The organism is Amycolatopsis sp. VS8301801F10, assembly GCF_046195355.1.
GTDB lineage: Bacteria > Actinomycetota > Actinomycetes > Mycobacteriales > Pseudonocardiaceae > Amycolatopsis.
The window spans coordinates 585,685-604,748 of sequence record NZ_CP176065.1 but is presented as its reverse complement, the minus strand read 5'-3'; the positions used below and the strand labels follow the sequence as shown (position 1 = coordinate 604,748).

The 19,064-nt window shown below is 71.6% G+C and carries 11 protein-coding genes; 9 read left to right on the top strand and 2 right to left on the bottom strand.

Going from position 1 to position 19,064, the window contains the following annotated elements; genetic code table 11:
* Positions 1–74: 74 nt before the first annotated feature.
* The 3 genes from F9C11_RS02840 (at position 75) to purH (ending at position 3,867) form a co-directional block, all read left to right on the top strand.
* The gene (locus tag F9C11_RS02840; protein ID WP_409183397.1) at positions 75–1,616 is read left to right on the top strand and encodes a DUF6350 family protein; all 1,542 of its coding nucleotides are present in this window, start codon (positions 75–77) and stop codon (positions 1,614–1,616) included.
* Between the two features lie 74 nt (positions 1,617–1,690).
* Positions 1,691–2,308 carry a phosphoribosylglycinamide formyltransferase gene (gene purN / locus F9C11_RS02835; protein ID WP_409183396.1) on the top strand — a complete coding sequence of 206 codons (618 nt, stop codon included), beginning with the start codon at positions 1,691–1,693 and terminating at the stop codon, positions 2,306–2,308.
* Complete coding sequence (purH, locus tag F9C11_RS02830; RefSeq protein ID WP_409183395.1) at positions 2,305–3,867, top strand: bifunctional phosphoribosylaminoimidazolecarboxamide formyltransferase/IMP cyclohydrolase; 1,563 nt, start codon at positions 2,305–2,307, stop codon at positions 3,865–3,867. The genes purN and purH overlap by 4 nt, the downstream gene beginning before the upstream one ends.
* A gap of 45 nt (positions 3,868–3,912) precedes the next feature.
* On the opposite strand, the gene F9C11_RS02825 is transcribed toward purH, so the two are convergent.
* Positions 3,913–4,425, bottom strand: coding sequence for a GNAT family N-acetyltransferase (locus tag F9C11_RS02825; RefSeq protein ID WP_409183394.1), 513 nt, complete (start codon positions 4,423–4,425; stop codon positions 3,913–3,915).
* Positions 4,426–6,656: 2,231 nt separating this feature from the next.
* Here F9C11_RS02825 and F9C11_RS02820 point away from each other — a divergent pair.
* The 4 genes from F9C11_RS02820 (at position 6,657) to F9C11_RS02805 (ending at position 13,070) form a co-directional block, all read left to right on the top strand.
* The gene (locus F9C11_RS02820; RefSeq protein ID WP_409183393.1) at positions 6,657–7,250 is read left to right on the top strand and encodes a hypothetical protein; all 594 of its coding nucleotides are present in this window, start codon (positions 6,657–6,659) and stop codon (positions 7,248–7,250) included.
* A gap of 50 nt (positions 7,251–7,300) precedes the next feature.
* On the top strand, positions 7,301–8,887 hold the full coding sequence (locus F9C11_RS02815; protein ID WP_409183392.1) for a DNA polymerase Y family protein: 1,587 nt from the start codon (positions 7,301–7,303) through the stop codon (positions 8,885–8,887).
* Positions 8,888–9,059: 172 nt separating this feature from the next.
* Positions 9,060–12,392, top strand: a complete 3,333-nt coding sequence (locus F9C11_RS02810; RefSeq protein WP_409183391.1) for an error-prone DNA polymerase — start codon at positions 9,060–9,062, stop codon at positions 12,390–12,392.
* Between the two features lie 90 nt (positions 12,393–12,482).
* On the top strand, positions 12,483–13,070 hold the full coding sequence (locus tag F9C11_RS02805; protein ID WP_409183390.1) for a pentapeptide repeat-containing protein: 588 nt from the start codon (positions 12,483–12,485) through the stop codon (positions 13,068–13,070).
* 59 nt (positions 13,071–13,129) lie between these two features.
* On the opposite strand, the gene F9C11_RS02800 is transcribed toward F9C11_RS02805, so the two are convergent.
* Positions 13,130–17,629, bottom strand: a complete 4,500-nt coding sequence (locus F9C11_RS02800; RefSeq protein ID WP_409183389.1) for a glycohydrolase toxin TNT-related protein — start codon at positions 17,627–17,629, stop codon at positions 13,130–13,132.
* A gap of 265 nt (positions 17,630–17,894) precedes the next feature.
* Between F9C11_RS02800 and F9C11_RS02795 the strand changes: the two genes are divergently transcribed.
* Positions 17,895–18,749: a bifunctional methylenetetrahydrofolate dehydrogenase/methenyltetrahydrofolate cyclohydrolase gene (locus F9C11_RS02795; RefSeq protein ID WP_409183388.1), complete on the top strand. Its 855-nt coding sequence runs from the start codon at positions 17,895–17,897 to the stop codon at positions 18,747–18,749.
* Positions 18,749–19,060: a DUF3017 domain-containing protein gene (locus tag F9C11_RS02790; RefSeq protein WP_409183387.1), complete on the top strand. Its 312-nt coding sequence runs from the start codon at positions 18,749–18,751 to the stop codon at positions 19,058–19,060. The genes F9C11_RS02795 and F9C11_RS02790 overlap by 1 nt, the downstream gene beginning before the upstream one ends.
* Positions 19,061–19,064: the final 4 nt, after the last annotated feature.

Sequence of the window (19,064 nt, the reverse complement as noted above, 5' to 3'; positions counted from 1 at the left end):
ACGACCGGGTGGGCGTTGGATTCGCCACGTCCGCCCGGCGGCGTGCCTCACCCGGACGGCCGAGCGCGGATGTCATGGTCGAGGACATGCAGGTGCTCACCAGTCCCGGACGCCCCGCGGGCGACGAGCCGGTGGGCGACTCCGTGGACCAGGATGTCCCGCAGGCGCCCCGGTTGCGGGTGTTGCTCGTCGCGGCGCTCGGCCCGCTCGTCCTCGGCTACGCGGCGGTCGTCACCCTGCTCGCGCTCGTCGCGCTGACCGCCGAGCACGCGATCGTCTCCGCGGGCGGCGTGCTGCGGTCGGCGGGTCCTGGCTGGCTGGCCGTCTACCAGGTCGAACTCGGGATCGGCGGCCATCCGCTCGGCATGCTGCCGTTGCTGCCGACGGTCGGTGTCGTGCTGCTGGTCGCGCGGGCGGCGGCCAAGGCCGTACGACGGCTGCGCTGCGCGAGGCTGCGGCACGCGGTCCCGTTGATTGCCACGATTTCCGGTGCGCATCTGCTGTTCGGCCTGCTGATTTCGCTGCTGTCGATCGGCGAACCGGTGCGGGCGAACGTCGCGCTCGCCTCGGTGGTGCCCGCCGTGCTCTCCGGACTCGCGGCCACCGCTGGGGTGCTTCGCCGGTTCGGCATGCCGCAGGTGCTTGCCGACCGGCTCGACCCGCTGGCTCTTCGCGGTCTGCGCGCGGGCCTGCTCGGGTTGTTCGCACTGCTGGCCGCTGGCGCTCTGACGCTGACCGCGGCCATGGCGCTGTCCGCGCGCACGGTGTCCGGGCTGTTCGAGCCGTCGTTCGGGGCCAGCTTCGGGCTGTTCCTGCTTTCCGTGCTGTACCTGCCGAACGCCGTGGTCGCCGCGATGTCGTTCGTGAGCGGGCCCGGGTTCAGCATCGGCGACCTCGACGTGCACCTCATCGGCTACCGCGGCGGTTCCGTCCCCGGCGTGCCGCTGCTTGGCGGCATTCCCGAGCACGCCGCGGCGTGGTGGCCGGCCCTGCTGGTGCTGCCGCTGGCGGTCGGGGTGCTGGTCGGCTGGTCGGTCCGGGCGGTGGACGAGGACCCGGCGGCGCGGCTGCGGGTGGTGGTCGTCGCGGGCGCGGTGGTCGGGTTCGGCTGCGTGCTGCTGGGCACGCTCGCCGGCGGACGGCTCGGCGACGGTCCGTTCGACCCGGTCAGCGTGCCGGTCGGGGTGGCGTCGATCGTCGCGTTCTGCTGGATCGTGATTCCGGCCGGGTTCGTGGCGTTCTTCGCGGGGGCGCACGCACCGATGCGGCCGGTCGGGTCGCTTGAGGTGGAGGACGAGGTCGAGGCTGGGTCCGAGGTTGCTGAGGATGCCGAGTCCGAGGTCGCGGACGAGGTGGAGGAATCCGAGGCCGCGGAAGAATCCGAGGCTCCAGCGGAGGACGCGGCGGAGGACTCAGCGGAGGACGACGAGGACTTCGACGCCGAGGCCGACGCGGAACTGGGTCTCGACCTGCCGGAGGACGAGCCGGAAACCGAGGCCGCCGCGAGCGAGGACGAGCCGGAAGACAAGCCCGAAACCCCCGCCGAACAGGCGGAAGCTGTGACCGAGTCCACCGAGGACTCCGGCGACGAGAAGCCCGCCGAGGACGACCGTTAGGGTTGGGGCGACCTGGTGAAGCGCCGTGCGCCCGAGGCGCACCGCCGTGCAAGGAGCCCGTTCTGGCCAGCCGCTTGGAACTGCCTACTCCGGTGAAGATCGTCGTGCTCGCGTCCGGTTCCGGCACGCTGCTGCAGGCGGTGCTCGACGCCGCCGGGCAGCCCGGGTTCCCGGCCACTGTCGTCGCGGTCGGAGCCGATCGCACCGGCATCGAGGCGCTCGCGCGAGCGGAACGGGCGGGAGTGCCGTCGTTCACCGTGCGCGTCGCCGACCATCCGGATCGGGACGCGTGGGACCGCGCGCTCGCCGAGGCGGTCGCGGCCTATCAGCCCGACCTCGTGGTGTCCGCCGGGTTCATGAAGATCCTCGGGCCGGAGTTCCTGGCGCGGTTCGCGGGCCGCGTGATCAACACCCATCCCGCGCTGCTGCCGTCGTTCCCCGGGATGCACGCGGTCGCCGACGCGCTGGCCGCCGGCGTGCGCGTCACCGGATCGACGGTGCATTTCGTCGACGCCGGGGTGGACACTGGCCCGGTCATCGCCCAGGAGGCGGTGCCGGTGGAGACCGACGACACCGAAGACGTCCTGCACGAGCGGATCAAAGCCGTGGAACGCAGGCTGCTGGTTGAAACGATCGAGCGACTCGGCCGTGGTGGGTGCACCGTGGACGGACGAAAGGTGAGGTTTTCGTGAGCACAGCACAGGGACGGCGCCCGGTCCGGCGCGCGCTGATCGGCGTCTCGGACAAGGCCGGCCTGCTCGAGCTCGCGACCGGCCTGCACGCGGCCGGCGTGGAGATCGTGTCGACCGGCGGCACGGCGAAGGTCATCGCGAACGCCGGGGTCCCGGTCACGCCGGTCGAGCAGGTCACCGGGTTCCCCGAGTCGTTCGACGGCCGGGTCAAGACGCTGCACCCGCGCGTGCACGCCGGGCTGCTCGCCGACCAGAGCAACGACGACCACGTGGCGCAGCTCAAGCAGCTCGACATCGCGGCGTTCGACCTGCTCGTGGTGAACCTGTACCCGTTCCAGGAGACTGTCGCGTCCGGCGCGAGCCCCGAGGACTGCGTCGAGAACATCGACATCGGCGGTCCCGCGATGGTGCGCGCGGCCGCGAAGAACCACGGCAGCGTCGCTGTCGTCGTGGACCCGGCGCGGTACGCGTGGGTGCTTGAGCAGGTCTCCGCGGGAGGCTTCGAACTCTCGGACCGCAAGCGGCTCGCTGCGGCTGCGTACGCGCACACGGCTGCGTACGACACCGCTGTCGCGTCCTGGTTCGCCAACGCGTACGCGCCTGCCGACGACAGCGGTTTCCCGGACTTCCTCGGCGCGACGTGGGACCGTGCGGACGTACTGCGCTACGGCGAGAACCCGCACCAGAAGGCGGCGCTGTACCGCGGCGCGCAGCCGGGCCTCGCGCACGCGGAGCAGCTTCACGGCAAGGCGATGTCGTACAACAACTACGTCGACACTGACGCCGCGCGTCGCGCTGCCTTCGACTTCTCGGGGCCGGCTGTCGCGATCATCAAGCACGCCAACCCGTGCGGGATCGCGGTCGGTGCGGACGTCGCCGAAGCGCACCGCAAGGCGCACGCCTGCGACCCGGTGTCCGCGTACGGCGGCGTGATCGCCACGAACCGGCCGGTGAGTGTCGCGGCGGCGGAGCAGATCGCCGAGGTGTTCACCGAGGTCGTGCTCGCCCCCGACTTCGAGCCGGAAGCGCTGGAGATCTTGCAGCGCAAGAAGAACGTGCGGCTGCTGAAGCTGCCCGCGATCGAGAACGCGGCCCCGGTGGAGTTCCGGCCGATCTCCGGCGGCGTGCTCGTGCAGACCGCCGACGCGATCGACGCCCCCGGCGACGACCCGGCGAACTGGAAGCTGGCCACCGGCTCGCCCGCCGACGAGAAGACCTTGGCGGACCTGGAATTCGCGTGGCGGGCCCTGCGCGCGGTGAAGTCCAACGCGATCCTGCTGGCGCACGAGCAGGCGACCGTCGGCGTCGGCATGGGACAGGTCAACCGCGTCGACTCGTCGCGGCTGGCGGTCTCGCGAGCGGGCGACCGGGCGAAGGGCTCGGTCGGCGCGTCGGACGCGTTCTTCCCGTTCCCGGACGGGCTCGAGGTGCTGATCGAGGCCGGCGTGCGAGCCGTCGTGCAGCCCGGCGGGTCCATCCGCGACGCCGAGGTGATCGCCGCCGCCGAGGCCGCCGGGATCACGCTGTACCTCACCGGAACGCGCCACTTCGCGCACTGATTTTCTTGCTGACCGGCCGGGACCTGACGGGTCCCGGCCGGTTTTTCATCCCTCGCGCAAGATCGCGTAGACGACCTCGTCGCGGTAATCGCCGTCGCGCCAGGTGACCTGGCACAGCAGGCCTTCGCGGTGGAAGCCGGTCTTCTCCAGGGTGTGCTGCCCGGCGAGGTCCTCGCTGTCGACGAAGGCCTCGAGCCGATGCGCGCGGGTGTGCCGGAAGACCTGGTCGACAAGCAGTTGGTAGGCCTTCGCGGCGGTGCCGTGGCCGCGGTAATCCGGCAGCAGCGCGACGCCGACCCGGAAACATCCGCCGGCGGGCCCGCCCCGGTCGGCGGCCTCCCAGGTGGCCATCCCGGCGACGACCGAGTCGACAGTCACCGCGACCGCGCTCGACGCCGGGCTGAGGAAGCCGTCCTCGGCGAACCGGCGCCGTGCCCTCGGCCCGGTGAAACTCGTCCACTGGAAGGTGCCGGCGCCGTCCGGGTCTGTGGAGAACCGGTCGAGCACCGGCAGGTCAGCTTCGGTGAAACCCCGCAGGGCGATGTGTCCTGTCTTCATCAGGGTTCCCAGTGTAAAGAGCGGTTTTCCCGGCGTCCGGTGATCTTCCGGGTTCTTTCCCCCGCGCGCGCTTGACAGCCGGGGAGGGGGCGGGTGAGACTGGGTGGTGTCGAACGGGTGTTCGATTCTGTTCGGCGCAGTGGTGTGTTTTTGGATGTGATTGCTGGGTGACCGTGCGGTTTCCGCACGGATGAGGATGCGGAACCGCCTTCCCCGCGGTGTGTCGGCGTCCGTCCCGGGCTTGGTGTGACGGCCTTGCCCGGGACGGACCGTCGGCTGCTCGGAGGAAGGAGGAACCGGTGACGACCGAAGCGGCTTCGGGGACTGCTTCTTCGAGGGTTGCTTCTTCGGGGATTGTTTCGGAGGTCGCGGAAGCTTCGGGGGCTTGCGCGGCTGGGGGGACTTCCGCGGGCGGTGCGGGCGCGGCTGGTTTTCCTGGAGCGGGCGAGGCTTCAGCTCTGGCCGGGATGGCTCCGGGGGTTTCGGCGAGCGGTGCTTCGGTCTTGGCCGGGACGGTTGCGGGGGCTTCCGGGGCTAGGGGAGTTCCGGAAGCTGTCGGGGCGGCTTTGGCGGCGAGCGGTGCTCGGTCTTTGAGCGGCGCTGTGGCCTTGGCCGAGGCTGCTTCTGCGGTTAGGGAGGCTCCGGGAGCTGTCGGGGCGGCTTTGGCGACGAGCGGTGCTCGGTCTTTGAGCGGTGCTGTGGCCTTGGCCGAGGCTGCTTCTGCGGTTAGGGAGGCTCCGGAAGCTGTCGAGGCGGCTTTGGCGGCGAGCGGCACTCGATCTCTGGGCGGATCGGTGTCGGGCGTGGGCGGTGCCTTGGCCGGGGCTGCTTCCGCAGGGGGTTGTGCGGTAGCTGAGGCGGTGCAGGGAGCAGTCGGAGCTTGGTCTCCGGCCGAGGCGCCTTCGGAGGCGAGCAGCTCTTCGGCCGTGGCCGGGAAACTGGGCCCTTCAGTCCTGCCTGCTGGCTCCGTCCCGACCGAACTCCTTGGCACCGCGGGAATTCCGGCCCGGCAGAAGAAACCTGGCCGGTCACCGCGGGAGGCCTTTTCCGACGCGGAAACGCAGGCTTCCGCGCCCACGAGCGTGCCGGAGGCGCGGCCGGCACGCTCGTGGGAAGTACTGGTTCCGTGGTCGGCGATCGAAGCATTGGCGAAGGAACGGACGCCAGTCGCCGCGATGTCCGCAGGTTTTTCATGGGGGGAGAAGGAATCCCGCGCTCAGCTGAGTTCTCTGGCCGCGGCATTCGAACCCCGGATCCCGGCCAACCCCGGTGGGGCGGCGGAGACTGGCTCGCCAGCCATGCTTCGTTCACAGGTCTGGTCGGCTCAACCCGGTCGTGAGCTTGGTCCAGGGACGGCATCGGCTGCCGACTCGCGACCGGATTCACCGGCTCCGCTCACCCCGGCGAGTCAGCCTGGTCCGGCTGCTCGCCCGCCATCTTCGACTCGGATTCGCTCGTCTGCTGAACGAGATTCGCCACCGCAGCCAGCGACTCCAGCCGACTCGAGCCTGGGAACTTCCTCCGAGCCACCGGTCCCGCTTCGTCCGGAAGCTCCTTCCGGCTCGCTGGCCGAGCCTGGTCTGGAAGAACAGCCCGAGTCTCCGCTCACCCCTCCGACTCCGCTGCGCCCGCCGAACCCGTCAGGCCTGGCGACTCCGGAACTGTCGGAACTGTGTCCTCCGACCCGCGTTCATCCCGCTGATCCGGCGAACCCGTCGGGCCTGGCATCTCCGGAACTGTCGGAACTCCGGCCCCCGGCGCGGCTCCGTCCCGCTGATTCGGAGGGTCCGGCGACCCCGTCCGGCCTGGCATCTCCGGAACTGTCGGAACTCCGGCCCCCGCCCCGGCTCCATCACACCGCCTCGGCGGATTCGGCGAACCCGTCCAGCCTGGCATCTCCGGATCCGTCGGCACTCCGTCCTCCGACGCGGCTCCATCCCGCTGATCCGGAGGGGCCGGCAAACCCATCCGGCCCGGCACATCCGGAACTGTCGGAACTCCGGTCCCCGGCGCGGCTCCGCCCCGCTGATCCGGAGGGTCCGGCAAACCCGCCCGGCCCGGCACATCCGGCACCGTCGGAACTCCGCCCCCCGCCCCGGCTCCACCCCGCCACCTCGGCGGATCCGGCGCACCCCCTGGCCAAGCTGACCGCCCTCCCCGGTGTCAGCACTGCCAGCACCGTCGCTGCCGAGCGGGCTTCCCGGGCCGACTGGGGGCAGGCCGCCGGGCGGATGCTTCCGGTGGCCCCCGCCTTAGCCGATCTGCTGCCTGGGGCGGGGTTGCGGCGGGGGAGCGTCGTCGCGGTTCACCACTCCACGTCGCTGCTGTTCGCGCTTCTCGCGGAGGCGACCTCCGCCGGGGCGTGGGCAGCGGTGGTCGGTGCTCCGTCGCTGGGGATCGTCGCGGCGGCCGAGCACGGAGTCGTTGTTTCGCGGCTCGCGTTGGTTCCTCGGCCAGGGGCCGAATACCAAGCGGTGATGGCCGCTCTGCTCGACGGCGTCGACCTCGTTGTCACCGAGCCTCGTTCAGTCCGGCCGGACGTCGCGCGGCGGCTCGCGGCGCGGGCTCGGCATCGCGGGGCCGTGCTGCTTTCGCTGGGGCACTGGCCTTCCGCCGACGTCGAACTGCACTGCACCCCCGGCGCCTGGACCGGGGTGCTCGAGCACGGTGCCGGACATCTCCGTTCCCGCCCGGTCGAAGTACACGCCCGCGGGCGCGGCGCGGCGGCCCGGCCCCGGTCGGCATCGGTGCTTTTGCCCGGTCCGGACGGGCGGGTTTCCCGCGGCGAGAAGCGGGTCGCGGCACGGGAGGAAGCAGTCGGGTGAACTACACTGTCCACAAAGGACAAAAGGACCCGCGGCGCCATCCAGTGCGGATGCTGGTTTTGTGGTGCCCGGACTGGCCCGCGGTCGCCGCTGTCGCCGCGGCGGGGGGCGTGCTTACCCGGCCGGCGGCGGTGTTTCACGCGAACCGGGTCGTCGCGTGCACCGCGGTCGCGCGGGCGCGGAACATCCGGCGCGGCATGCGGCGGCGGGAAGCGGAATCCCAGTGTCCCGACCTGGCGGTGTTCGGCGTAGACGAGGCGCGGGACGCGCGGTTGTTCGAGAACGTCGCGACGGCGGTGGAGGAACTGGTCGTCGGGCTGGAAGTGGTGCGGCCCGGGCTGCTCGCGGTTCCGGTCGCGGGGGCGGCCGGGTATTTCGGCGGCGAACCGCGGCTCGCGGAGAAACTGGTGGACCAGGTGGCCGCGGTCGCCGGGGTCGAATGTCAGGTCGGGATAGCGGAAGGGCTGTTCGCGGCGACCCTCGCCGCGCGGCAGGGGACGCTGGTCGAACCTGGGCGGGCGGCCGAATTTCTCGCTCCGTTGCCGGTGACCGAACTGGACCAGCCGGATGCCGAGCGGGCGGATCTGGTCGGCCTGCTCGTCCGGCTCGGGTTGCGCACGCTCGGTGCCTTCGCCGAACTCGGCGAGCGCGACGTGGCCGCCCGGTTCGGGCGCACCGGCGTGCTCGCGCACCGGCTGGCCCGGGGGCTGTCCGACCGGCCGCCGTTGCGCCGCAGCCCGCCGCCGGAACTGTCGCTCGCCGAATCGTTCGATCCGGTGCTCGCCAGGGTGGACGTAGCGGCGTTCATGGCCAAAAAACTCGGCGCGCGGTTCCACGCCGCGCTCGCTGATCGCGGGCTCGCGTGCACTCGATTGGGTATATACGCGACCACCGAGAACGGCGAGCAGCTCGGTCGCGTCTGGCGTTGTGCGGAACCACTTACGCCGCAAGGGGTGGCGGACCGGGTCCGGTGGCAGTTCGAGGGCTGGCTCAAGGCCGCGCCCGGCGAACGGCCCACGGCCGGGGTCGCGCGGTTGCGGCTCGAACCGGAAGAGACTGTCGAAGGGAGGTCATTGCAGCTGGGGCTGTGGCGGGGGAGCGATCCCGGCGCCGGCCCGGGCGAGGACGAGGAATTGGCTGCCGAACGGGCGGGCCGGGCATTCGTGCGAGTGCAAGGTCTGCTCGGTCCGGAGGGCGTGGTCACGCCGGTGCTCGACGGCGGACGCGATCCGGCGAGCCGGGTCCGGCTCATTCCGTGGGGCGATCCGCGGGAACCCGCCGGACCGCCGGACGCCACGTGGCCTGCCCGGTTGCCGTCCCCGTCTCCAGCGACGGTGCTGGAACAACCGTTGCCAGTCCAGGTCATCGACGCACAGGGGCGGCCAGTCGGCCTCACCGCGCGCAAACGGCTGACCGCGCCGCCGCACGGACTGTGCGTCGCGGGCGGGCCGCCGAGGCCGATCACCGGATGGGCCGGTCCGTGGCCGGTCACGTCGGGCCGTCGTTCGACCGGGCCGCAGCAAGCCCGGTTGCAGCTGCTGCTCGCGGCAGGGGAAAACGAGGCGCCGGAGGCGGTGCTCGTCCTCTGCTCCGGAACGGAAAATCCAGTGTGGACAGTAGAAGGAAGCTACGACTGAACCGACCTGCCAAGAAACCCTGCGGAGACAACGAAAGGAAACCGCATCTGATGGAGCACGAACTGCCGGTGCCCCGCGTCCCGGCCGAACCGCCGTGCCCGTGCGACCCGGTGCCGGTCGCGCTGCTGATCCCGGAACCCCGCCGCTCGCCTGAGAACCGGATGGACTGACGATGGGCTGGAACAACCCGCCGGTCCCGTGGAAGGACCTCGCGCGGGCGCTGTCGGGCGGGATGCCGCCCGGCGACCACGGCGACAGTCCCGCGTGGGGGCGCAAACGCGAGGCGTACCGCCGCCCCGCCGACATCCCGCCGCCGCGCAGCGACCTGGAAGCCGGGCCGCGAGTGGCGTACGCCGAACTGCACTGCCACTCCAACTTCAGTTTCCTCGACGGAGCCAGCCACCCCGAGGAACTGGTGGAGGAAGCCGCGCGGCTGCGGCTCGACGCGATCGCGCTCACCGACCACGACGGCATGTACGGCGTGGTCCGGTTCGCCGAGGCGGCCAAAGAGCTAGGCGTCGCAACGGTATTCGGCACCGAGCTGAGCTTCGGGCTGTCCGGGCCGCAAAACGGCGTCGCCGACCCGGAAGGCGAACATCTCCTGCTGCTGGCCCGCGGCAGCGACGGCTACCGCAGCCTGTGCCGCGCGATCACCGCCGGCCAGCTGCGCGGCCACGACGACGAAAAAGCGGAACGGGCCGAAAAAGGGCGTCCGATCTACGATTTGTCCGCCGTGGCGGAGGAAGTCGCGGGGAAGTGCGCGGTGCTGACCGGATGTCGCAAGGGATCCGTGCGTTCGGCGCTGGTGCGCGAAGGCGCGGACGCGGCGTTCGCCGAACTGCGGCGGCTGGTCGACCTCTTCGGCCAGAACCAGGTCTACGTCGAGCTGATCGACCACGGCCAGCCGCTCGACAGCACACACAACGACTTGCTCGCCGAGATGGCCAGCGAACTCCAGCTGCCCACCGTCGCGACCACCGCCGCGCACTACGCCCGCCCGGAACGCGGCCGGCTCGCGGACGCCGTCGCCGCCATCCGCGCCCGGCGCAGCATCGACGACCTCGAAGGCTGGCTGCCCGGTGACGCCGCCGCGTTCCTGCGTTCGGGCAACGAAATGGCGGAGATCTTCCAGCGCTACCCGGGCGCGGTGCAGCGGTCGGCGTTGCTGGGCATGGAATGCGCGTTCCCGCTGGAGCTTCTCGCGCCGGAGCTGCCGCCGTTCGACGTGCCGGACGGCGAGACCGAGACCACGCACCTGCGCAACCTCGTCAAGGCGGGCTTCGCCGAGCGTTACTCGGGCAAGGCCCACGCGGACAAGGCCTGGCAGCAGATCAAGCACGAGATGGGGGTGATCGAGGAGCTAGGGTTCCCGGGGTACTTCCTGATCGTCTGGGACATCGTCCGGTTCTGCCGGGAAAGCGACATCCTTTGCCAGGGAAGGGGTTCCGCGGCCAACTCGGCGGTGTGCTACGCGCTCGGCATCACCAAGGTCGACCCCATCGAGTACCACCTGCTCTTCGAACGGTTCCTCGCACCCGACCGCGACGGTTACCCGGACATCGACATCGACATCGAGTCCGACCGGCGCGAGGAAGCGATCCAGTACGTCTACCGCAAACACGGCAGGCTCAACGCCGCGCAGGTCGCGAACGTGATCACCTACCGCGCCCGCTCCGCGATCCGCGACGCCGCCCGCGCACTCGGCTACTCGTCCGGCCAGCAGGACGCGTGGAGCAAGCAAATCGACCGCTGGGGCGCCTTGCGCAGCACGGAGAAAGACCACGACCACGACATCCCGAACGACGTCGTGCAGCTCGCCTTCGCACTCGAAGACTTCCCGCGGCACCTCGGCATCCACTCCGGCGGCATGGTGATGTGCCGGGAGCCGGTGAGCCAGGTGTGCCCGGTCGAATGGGCGCGCATGGAAAACCGCAGCGTGCTGCAGTGGGAGAAAGAGGATTGCGCCGCGGCGGGCCTGGTGAAGTTCGATTTGCTCGGGCTCGGCATGCTCTCCGCGCTGCACTACATGCTCGACCTGGTCGAGGAGTACAAGGGCGAGAAGATCGATCTCGCCGAACTGGACCTCAACGACCAGAACATCTACGAAATGCTCTGCCGCGCGGACGCGATCGGCGTGTTCCAAGTGGAGAGCCGGGCCCAGCTGGCGACGTTGCCGCGGCTGCGGCCGAAGGAGTTCTACGACCTGGCCGTGGAAGTCGCGCTGATCCGGCCCGGTCCGATCCAAGGCGGTTCGGTGCATCCGTACATCCGCCGCAAGCAAGGTCGCGAGAAGTGGGAGTACGACCATCCGCTGCTGGAGAACGCTCTGTCGAAGACGCTGGGAGTGCCGCTGTTCCAGGAGCAGATGATGCAGATCGCCCTGGACGTCGCGAAGTTCACTCCGGCCGAGGCCGACCAGTTGCGGCACGCGATGGGATCGAAACGGTCGCAGCGGAAAATGGAGCGGCTGCACCAGCGGTTCCTCGACGGGGCCATCGCCAACGAGGTGGACGCGGAGCTGGCGGAGAAAATCTTCCAGAAGCTCAAGGCCTTCGCCAACTTCGGCTTCCCGGAAAGCCATGCGCTGAGCTTCGCGCATCTGGTGTTCGCGAGCGCGTACTTCAAGTACTACCACCCGGACGCGTTCTGCGCGGGCCTGCTGCGGGCGCAGCCGATGGGGTTCTACTCGCCGCAGTCGCTGGTGGCGGACGCCCGTCGGCACGGCGTCACCACGCTCGGCCCGGACATCAACCGGAGCCTCCCGCACGCGACGCTGGAAGCGTTGCCGGACAAGGGAAAGCTCCACGCGGTGCGCGGCGGGCTCAGCACTGTCCGGACGATCGGCGAAACGCTGGCGAAGGAGATCGTGGCGGAACGGGAGGCAAACGGCCGGTACGAGAGCATGTCGGACCTCGGCCGGCGCGTCCGGCTCACCACTCCGCAGCTGGAAGCGCTGGCCACCGCGGGCGCGTTCAGCGCGTTCGGCCCGGACCGGCGGCAGGCGTTGTGGTCCGCGGGCGCGGTCGCGCAGGACCGGCCGGAGAAACTGCCCGGCACCGGCGTCGGCGTGGACGCGCCGATGCTGCCCGGGATGGACGGGCTCGACCTCGCCGCGGCCGACGTGTGGGCCACCGGGATCTCGCCGGACAGCTATCCGACGGAGTTCATCCGCGACCGGCTCGACGCGCTCGGAGTCGTCACCGCCGATAAGCTGCTGGACCGGTCCGACGGGGAGCGCGTGCTCGTCGGGGGAGCGGTCACGCACCGCCAGCGGCCGGGGACCGCCGGCGGAGTCACGTTCCTGAACCTCGAGGACGAGACCGGCATGGTGAACGTGATCTGCACCCTCGGGCTGTGGCAACGGTTCCACCGGATCGCGCGGGGCAGCGCGGCGCTGCTGGTGCACGGAGTACTGGAAAAAGCGGATGGCGTCGCGAGCGTGCGCGCGCAGAAACTGGAGCAGCTGAGGCTGCGGATCCCCACGAGATCGCGGGACTTCCGATGAGCGGCGGACAGTTCGTGGACACACGCCTTCCGGCCGCTCGCAGCCACCCCGTCGATGAGGCGGCGCCGGGGCTGATGTCATCCTGTCCGGGTGACCGAGACCGGCGAGGACTACACCGAAGCACGACTTTCCGGCCAGTGGTGGGAAAAACGCCAGTTCGCGAATTGCGATTTCACCGAGGCGGACCTGCGCGACCTGCGCACCCGCGGCTGCACCTTCGACAACTGCGACTTCACCAAGGTCGACCTCGCCGGTTCGCGGCACGACGCGTCGGCGTTCCGCTCGTGCACGTTCGACCGCTCCGTGCTCGCAGACAGCCGCTGGTCGTCGTGCTCGCTGCTTGGTTCGTCCTTTGTGGACTGCCGATATACCGGGATCGCGCTGACCGAATGCGATCTGTCGCTGGCGTCGTTCGCGCGCGGCCGGTTGCGGAAACTGGACCTGTCCGGCCTGCGGATGCGGGAAGTGAACCTCAACGAGGCGGATCTGACGGATTCCGACCTGCGGGGCACGGATCTGTCCGGGTCCCGGATGATCGGCACGAGGTTCCCCGGAGCCGATCTGCGCGGCGCGGTGGTGGACGCGAACGGGCTGGTGCAGGCGGATCTGCACGGCGCGTACGTGGACGTCGAACTGGCGGTGGCGTTCGCCGCGGCACACGGCCTGGTCGTCAAGTAAACCGTTTCCGGGCACGGAAAAGGGGCGAAGCCCGCTGGCCCCGCCCCTGGTCCGCGTCCTCAGTCGATCGGCGGTTCGCCCGGGTCGAGTTCGATCAGGTCGCCCTCGGCGAGCAGTTCTTCGATGCTCGCCGGAAGCAGGTACGCCGACCCGCCGCCCGGCTGGTTGAACCACGGGATCGCGACCCCGGCGAGGGTTTCGAGCGGCCGCTGCACGCGGTACACGTGATACGGCCGGTTCACCCACTCCGGCACCAGCGAACGCTCCTCGAACGGGGTGCCCGCCGCGTAGGTCAGGTTGCCGTTCGGGCCGCCGAAGCGGTCCAGTTCGCTGCCGGCGGGCAGTTCGCGCAGTTCCTTACCGCGGAACAGGGTCAGCGGCGGTTCCCCGGACAGCGGCGCGATCGGCCACTGCCCGCTGCCGCCGGTCCCGTTGGCACGCACCGGTTCCTCGCGGCGCACCGGCGGTTCCCGCCGCGGCGGCGGGCCGACCGGCGGGGCGACCTGAGTGGGCGGTGCGCTGACCGGCGAGGCGACCTGGGTCGGCGGGGCGCTGACCGGGGGAGCCACCTGGGTCGGTGGGCTCACCGGTGCCGCGACCTGCGTCGGCGGTGGGGGCGGCGGAGTCTGCCGGACCGGCGGCGCCGGCGGTTCGTCGTCGGCCAGCAGCTGATCGGCGGGCGTGAACGCGGTCTGCTCCTGCGGCGGCACGTTCTCGCGCGGCCGGACCGGGAACGAGCCCGTCGCGACCTCCGGCGACAACGTCGCCACCACGGGCGGCTTCGGCGCGTCCGCGACTGGCTGCGCAGCCGGCACGGGGGCTTCCGCCGCGACATACCCGTCGGGGTGCAGCAGCACCTTGCCGAGCATGAACGCCGCGGCGTCCTCCGCGTCGCCGAACACCGCCGGGTTGATCAGCTCGCCGTCGTACCAGCCGACGCGCCAGCCCTCGCCCACCTGCTCGACGCTCCACCCGCGTTCGGTGGGGCCGCCGAGCCGGTACGCGGCCTCGGGCACGTTCAGCTCGTCGAGCTTCGCCTGCAGTTCGGCCAGCTCCGGCTGGGCGGGCTGCTCCCGCCGCGCGACCGGGGCCGGTTCGGCCTGCTCGCGTGCCGCGCGCCGCCCGCCGGACGTCGGGGCCACCGGCATCTCCGGCACCGGAAGCCCGCCGGGGATCTCGGACCCCGGCATGATCATCGCGGTGGGCGGGCCCGCGTCGTACTCGGGCTCGCGGCGGTTGTCGTCTTCGTAACCACCGGAGTGCGTGAACAGTTCGGCACGCTGCTGCTCGTCGTCGTCGCGGGACGGTTCGTTGCCGTGCGTGAAGAGCACCGGCTCCTCGTGCCCGTCGTCGACCGGCTGGTGCACGTCGGTGTCGTCCTCGTCGTCGGCCGGGTGGCCCGGCCCGGCGCCGTTGCGGCCGGGGACGAGGTCGTGGTGGACGTCGGTGTGGTCTTCGTCGTCGTAGCGGTCGTACTGAGCGCCGTCGAAGTCCTGCTCGAACGGCGGCTCGGCGGCACGCTCCGGCGCGGCGCCGTGGCGGCTCTCGGCCTCCTTCTCACGGCTCCGACCGTGCGCGGCGGCGAGGCCTGCCGCGGCCAACCCGCCAGCCGCGGCGACCCCGGCCGCAGCCGCGCCGACGTGACTGCCGTGCTCGTCCGCGGGTTCGGCCGGACTGTCGGGCTCGGTGCCGCGTCGTCCGCTGTCTTCGGCGTTCAGCCGCACGTCGTCCCGACGGCTGTCGTCCGCTTCGGCGTCCGGCTGGGCACGCCGACGGCCGCCCTCCTGGTCGCCGGGGCGAGCGTCGTCCGGTGCGCTGCGCCGACCGGCTTCCGGCTCCGCGGTGTGGCGGTTCGGAGCGGGTTCGTCGGCGGAGTCGTCCGCGCCGATGAGCCCGTCGGCGCCGATGACGCCATCCGCGCCGACCAGCCCGTTCTGCGCGCCCGGAGCAGCGGGCTGCTCGAACGTGCCGACGCCGGGGATGTTGCTCCCGTGCGCGTCGAGGTGGTCGTCGTACGCGCGGGCGTCGTCGTAGCCAGCCGCCTCGCGGGCGCGGTCGTCGACGTGGTGCGCGGACTCGTCGTAACCCGCTTCGTCGTGCCCGTGCTGACCGGCTTCGTCGTACCCGTGCGGTTCGGCGTAAGCACCGGCCTCGTGGGAGGCCGCGTCCTCGTACCCGTGCTGGTCGTCGTACGGCTCGGCGTCGTATCCGCGGGCGTCGTGCGGCGCGGATTCGTCATAACCGACGTGGCCAGGCTCTTCGTAGCCTTCGTCGTGCTGGTCGTAGTGCTCGACGTGGTCCCGCTGGTCGTAACCGTCCGCGTGGTCAGGCTGGTCGTAACCGGCCTGCCCGTGCTGGTCGTAGGCCGCGTCGGGGTGACCTTGCTGGTCGTAGCCGTCGGCGTCGTGGTGGCCGGGTTCGGCGTAACCGGCGGCGTCGGGGTGCTCGGCGTAGCCGGCCTCGTGCGGGTGGCCGGATTCGGCGTGGGTGCCGCTCGCGGCCGCTCCCGCTGCCCCGGCAACGCCCGCCGCTCCTACCGCGGCAGCGGCGGTGCCGAGTCCGTGCGACCCGCCGGGACTGTCCGGCCCGGAGACCGGCGCGGACACTCGCGTGCCCTGCGGACCGCTCGGTGCCGAGGAACCCGGAGCGGGCCGGTCGCGCCTGTCCGCACCGCCGCGGGATGGCCCGGCGGGCTCGAAGTGCTCGTCCGAGCCGCGGTCGTCGAAACCGGGCTCGTCCGTGGTGCCGGGGCCGCCGAAGTCGTCGGCGGGGTGGAAGTTGTCGGGACCGTCCGGTCGGCCAGCCGTTCCGGGCCTGCCGGAGTCGCGGTGGTCGAATTCATCGGCGGTGCCGGGCCTGCCGGGGGCGCGGTGGTCGAATTCATCGGCGGGGCCGGGCCTGCCGGGGCCGCGGTTGTCGAACTCGTCGGCCGCGGCAGGCCTGCTGGGGTCGTGGTGGTCGAACCCATCGGCTGGGCCGGGCCTGCCGGAGTCGCGGTGGTCAAACTCGTCGGCGGTGCCGGGCCTGCCGGGGGCGCGGTTGTCGAATTCGGCGGCTGGGCCGCGCCGGTCGGGGCCGGGGGTGCCGGTCGCATCGGGCCTGCGGGAACCGGGGGTGCCGAACTCGTCCGGGGAGTCGAATCCGTTGGCTCCGGGGCCATCGGCGGTGCCGTGGCCGCTGAAGTCGTCGGCGGGGTGGAAGTTGTCGGGATTGCTCGGGCCGCCGGATCCGCCGAGTGCGGCTGCGCCGAGACCGGCTGCCCCGAGTCCCGCCGCGGCCGCGCCGACTCCGGCTGCGCCAGTGCCAGGAGCGACGGGGGCCTCCGCGCCGGGGCCGGAACCCGGTCCGTTGGCGTCGAATCCGCCAGCGCCGCCGGGACCGCCAGGTCCGCTCGCACCGCCGGGGCCACCGGTGTTGCCGGGTCCGCCCGGTCCGCCCGCAGCCCCCGCGTTACCCGGACCACCGGGGCCGCCAGGCCCGCCAGCCGCACCCGGTCCGCCTGGACCACCGGCGCCCGGACCGCCAGGTCCACCAGCGCCAGGGCCACCGGCAGCAGGCCCACCAGGCCCACCAGGCCCACCAGGCCCACCAGGACCAGCGGCACCCGGCCCGCCAGCCCCAGGACCACCGGCCCCAGGCCCGCCAGCCGCACCCGGCCCGCCAGGACCACCGGCCCCGGGACCACCAGCCCCGGGACCGCCGGGAGCGGGACGCTGCTGCGGAGTCTGGCTCCCCCGAGTCAGATAAGCCGCCGCCCCTTGCAGGGTCAGTTCGTCCACCTGCGGAAGCTGGAACCCGTTGGCCCGGATGTGCTCGATCAGGTCCGCTTCCGGCGAGACGCCGTACGTGCGGAGGTAGAAGTTCACCGCGGCGGGCCAGATCCAGTGGCCGTCGCTGTGGAAGGCGACCGGGACCGTCGCTTCGGGGGTCTGGGCGAGACGGTCGATGTCGTAGCCGCGGTCCTGGACCACGACGGGTGCGTGGTCGAGGTAGTCCAGCAGCCGGTCCTGCTCGTCGACGTCCAGGTCCGGGCGGTTGATGACCGGGCGGCCGGCCGGGCCGATGGTGTCGAAGATCCGTGCGATGCGGAAGTGCGGTCCGGGCTGTTCCGGGCCGAGGCCGGACATCCGGCGGATCAGCCACTCGGGCACGTTCTCCTCGGTGCGGGGGAACATGCGCAGCTCGTCGGAGTACGCCTGCGGCGGCGGGGCGAGGTGCCACTGCGGCTCGTCGCGGTTGTACTCGAGGTTGTAGCTGGAGGGGTGGTCCAGCTGGTAGCGCGCGTTGAACCAGGTGCCGCGGCCGTCGCGGTACATGCCCGCGCGGAGTCTCCCGAAGAGGGTCGCGATGTCGTGCGTCGCGATCCATTCCTGAGTGGAGCCGTCCTCGAGCACGATCTCGCCGGTCAGCTCGTGGTACCTGCCGACGGCTCGGTACTCCGCGGAGACTTTGCGCCAGTCGCGCGGGGCGGCGCGCAGCAGGGCCAGTCCGATCTGCTTGACCAGAGTGTCCTGCTCCGTCGCGTTCAGCTGCGTCGTCGGTTGTGCCACAGAGAACATTTTGACTGTTCGCGCGCACGAACGCACCCCGCATAGGGCTTTTGCCACCCTCGGACCGGTGGACGTGCCCGCTGACCTCGGCGGACGCGATATGGCACGGGTCACACGCCCGGGTGGGTGATGCGGTGGAGCTTCTCCAGCTTAAGACCCGGGACGGCTGATTCCACGGAAGACGCGCGGGCCGATCGGGTGGTGTCGCGGACACACAGAGTGCAGAACCCACTCCTGACCGGCGGGCTCCGGCGGCTCTGCGACAATGGCCGCCGTGACGGCGAAGATTCTCGACGGCAAGGCCACGAAGAACGCCATTTTCGCAGAGCTGCGCCCGCGCGTGGCCGCGCTCGCGGAGAAGGGGATCACCCCGGGGCTGGGCACTGTGCTGGTCGGCGACGACCCCGGTTCCCACTCCTACGTGAAGATGAAGCACGCGGACAGCGCGAAGATCGGGGTCAACTCGATCCGCCGCGACCTGCCCGCGGACATCTCGCAGGAGAAGCTCGAGGCCGTCATCGACGAGCTGAACGCCGACCCGGCCTGCCACGGCTACCTCGTCCAGCTGCCGCTGCCGAAGCACCTCGACGCGAACCGCGTCCTGGAGCGCATCGACCCGGAGAAGGACGCCGACGGCCTCGCGCCGATCAGCCTCGGCCGGCTCGTGCTCGGCGAACCGGGCGCGCTGCCGTGCACCCCGTACGGAATCATCGAGCTGCTCAAGCGGCACGGCGTCGAGCTGAACGGCGCGCAGGTCACCGTGGTCGGCCGCGGCATCACCGTCGGCCGCACGCTCGGCTTGCTGCTCACCCGGCGCAGCGAAAACTCCACCGTCACGCTGTGCCACACCGGCACCCGCGACCTCGCCGCCGAGGTGCGCCGCGCGGACATCGTGATCGCCGCCGCGGGCGTGCCCGGGATCATCAAGCCGGACATGGTCAAGCCCGGCGCGGCCGTGCTGGACGTCGGCGTTTCCCATGTCGACGGCAAGCTCACCGGCGACGTCGACTCGGCGGTCGCCGAGGTGGCCGGCTGGCTGTCGCCGAACCCCGGCGGCGTGGGCCCGATGACGCGGGCGATGCTGGTCACCAACGTGGTCGAGGCTGCGGAACGCGCGGCCGCCCGCTGATGGCGATGACCGGGCACCGGCGCCGCGGCGACCGCCCCTGGCTCGTCCACGTGCCGTTCGCGGTGATCATGCTGCTGCTGGCGGCGGCCGTGGTGCGGGCGCTGCAGTACCACTGGCGCGAGGGCGCGGTGCTGGTCGGCGTGGCCCTGTTCGTGGCTGGTGTGCTGCGCGCGGTGCTGCCGGAGGAGCGCGCCGGGCTGCTCGCGATTCGCGGCAAGGTCGTCGACATCCTTACCTACGGCGCGTTGTGCGCCGCGGTGCTCTTCATCTCGCTGACGATCGTCGGCGGACCTTTCGACGCCTCCTCCTGAGCAG

What these genes read in the sequence shown, in the direction of transcription:
- F9C11_RS02840 (WP_409183397.1), top strand. Translation starts at nt 75, where the DNA reads ATGGTCGAGGACATGCAGGTGCTCACCAGTCCCGGACGCCCCGCGGGC.
- F9C11_RS02825 (WP_409183394.1), bottom strand. Translation starts at nt 4,425, where the DNA reads ATGAAGACAGGACACATCGCCCTGCGGGGTTTCACCGAAGCTGACCTG.
- F9C11_RS02820 (WP_409183393.1), top strand. Translation starts at nt 6,657, where the DNA reads ATGCTTCCGGTGGCCCCCGCCTTAGCCGATCTGCTGCCTGGGGCGGGG.
- F9C11_RS02815 (WP_409183392.1), top strand. Translation starts at nt 7,301, where the DNA reads ATGCTGGTTTTGTGGTGCCCGGACTGGCCCGCGGTCGCCGCTGTCGCC.
- F9C11_RS02810 (WP_409183391.1), top strand. Translation starts at nt 9,060, where the DNA reads ATGGGCTGGAACAACCCGCCGGTCCCGTGGAAGGACCTCGCGCGGGCG.
- F9C11_RS02800 (WP_409183389.1), bottom strand. Translation starts at nt 17,629, where the DNA reads ATGTTCTCTGTGGCACAACCGACGACGCAGCTGAACGCGACGGAGCAG.
- F9C11_RS02790 (WP_409183387.1), top strand. Translation starts at nt 18,749, where the DNA reads ATGGCGATGACCGGGCACCGGCGCCGCGGCGACCGCCCCTGGCTCGTC.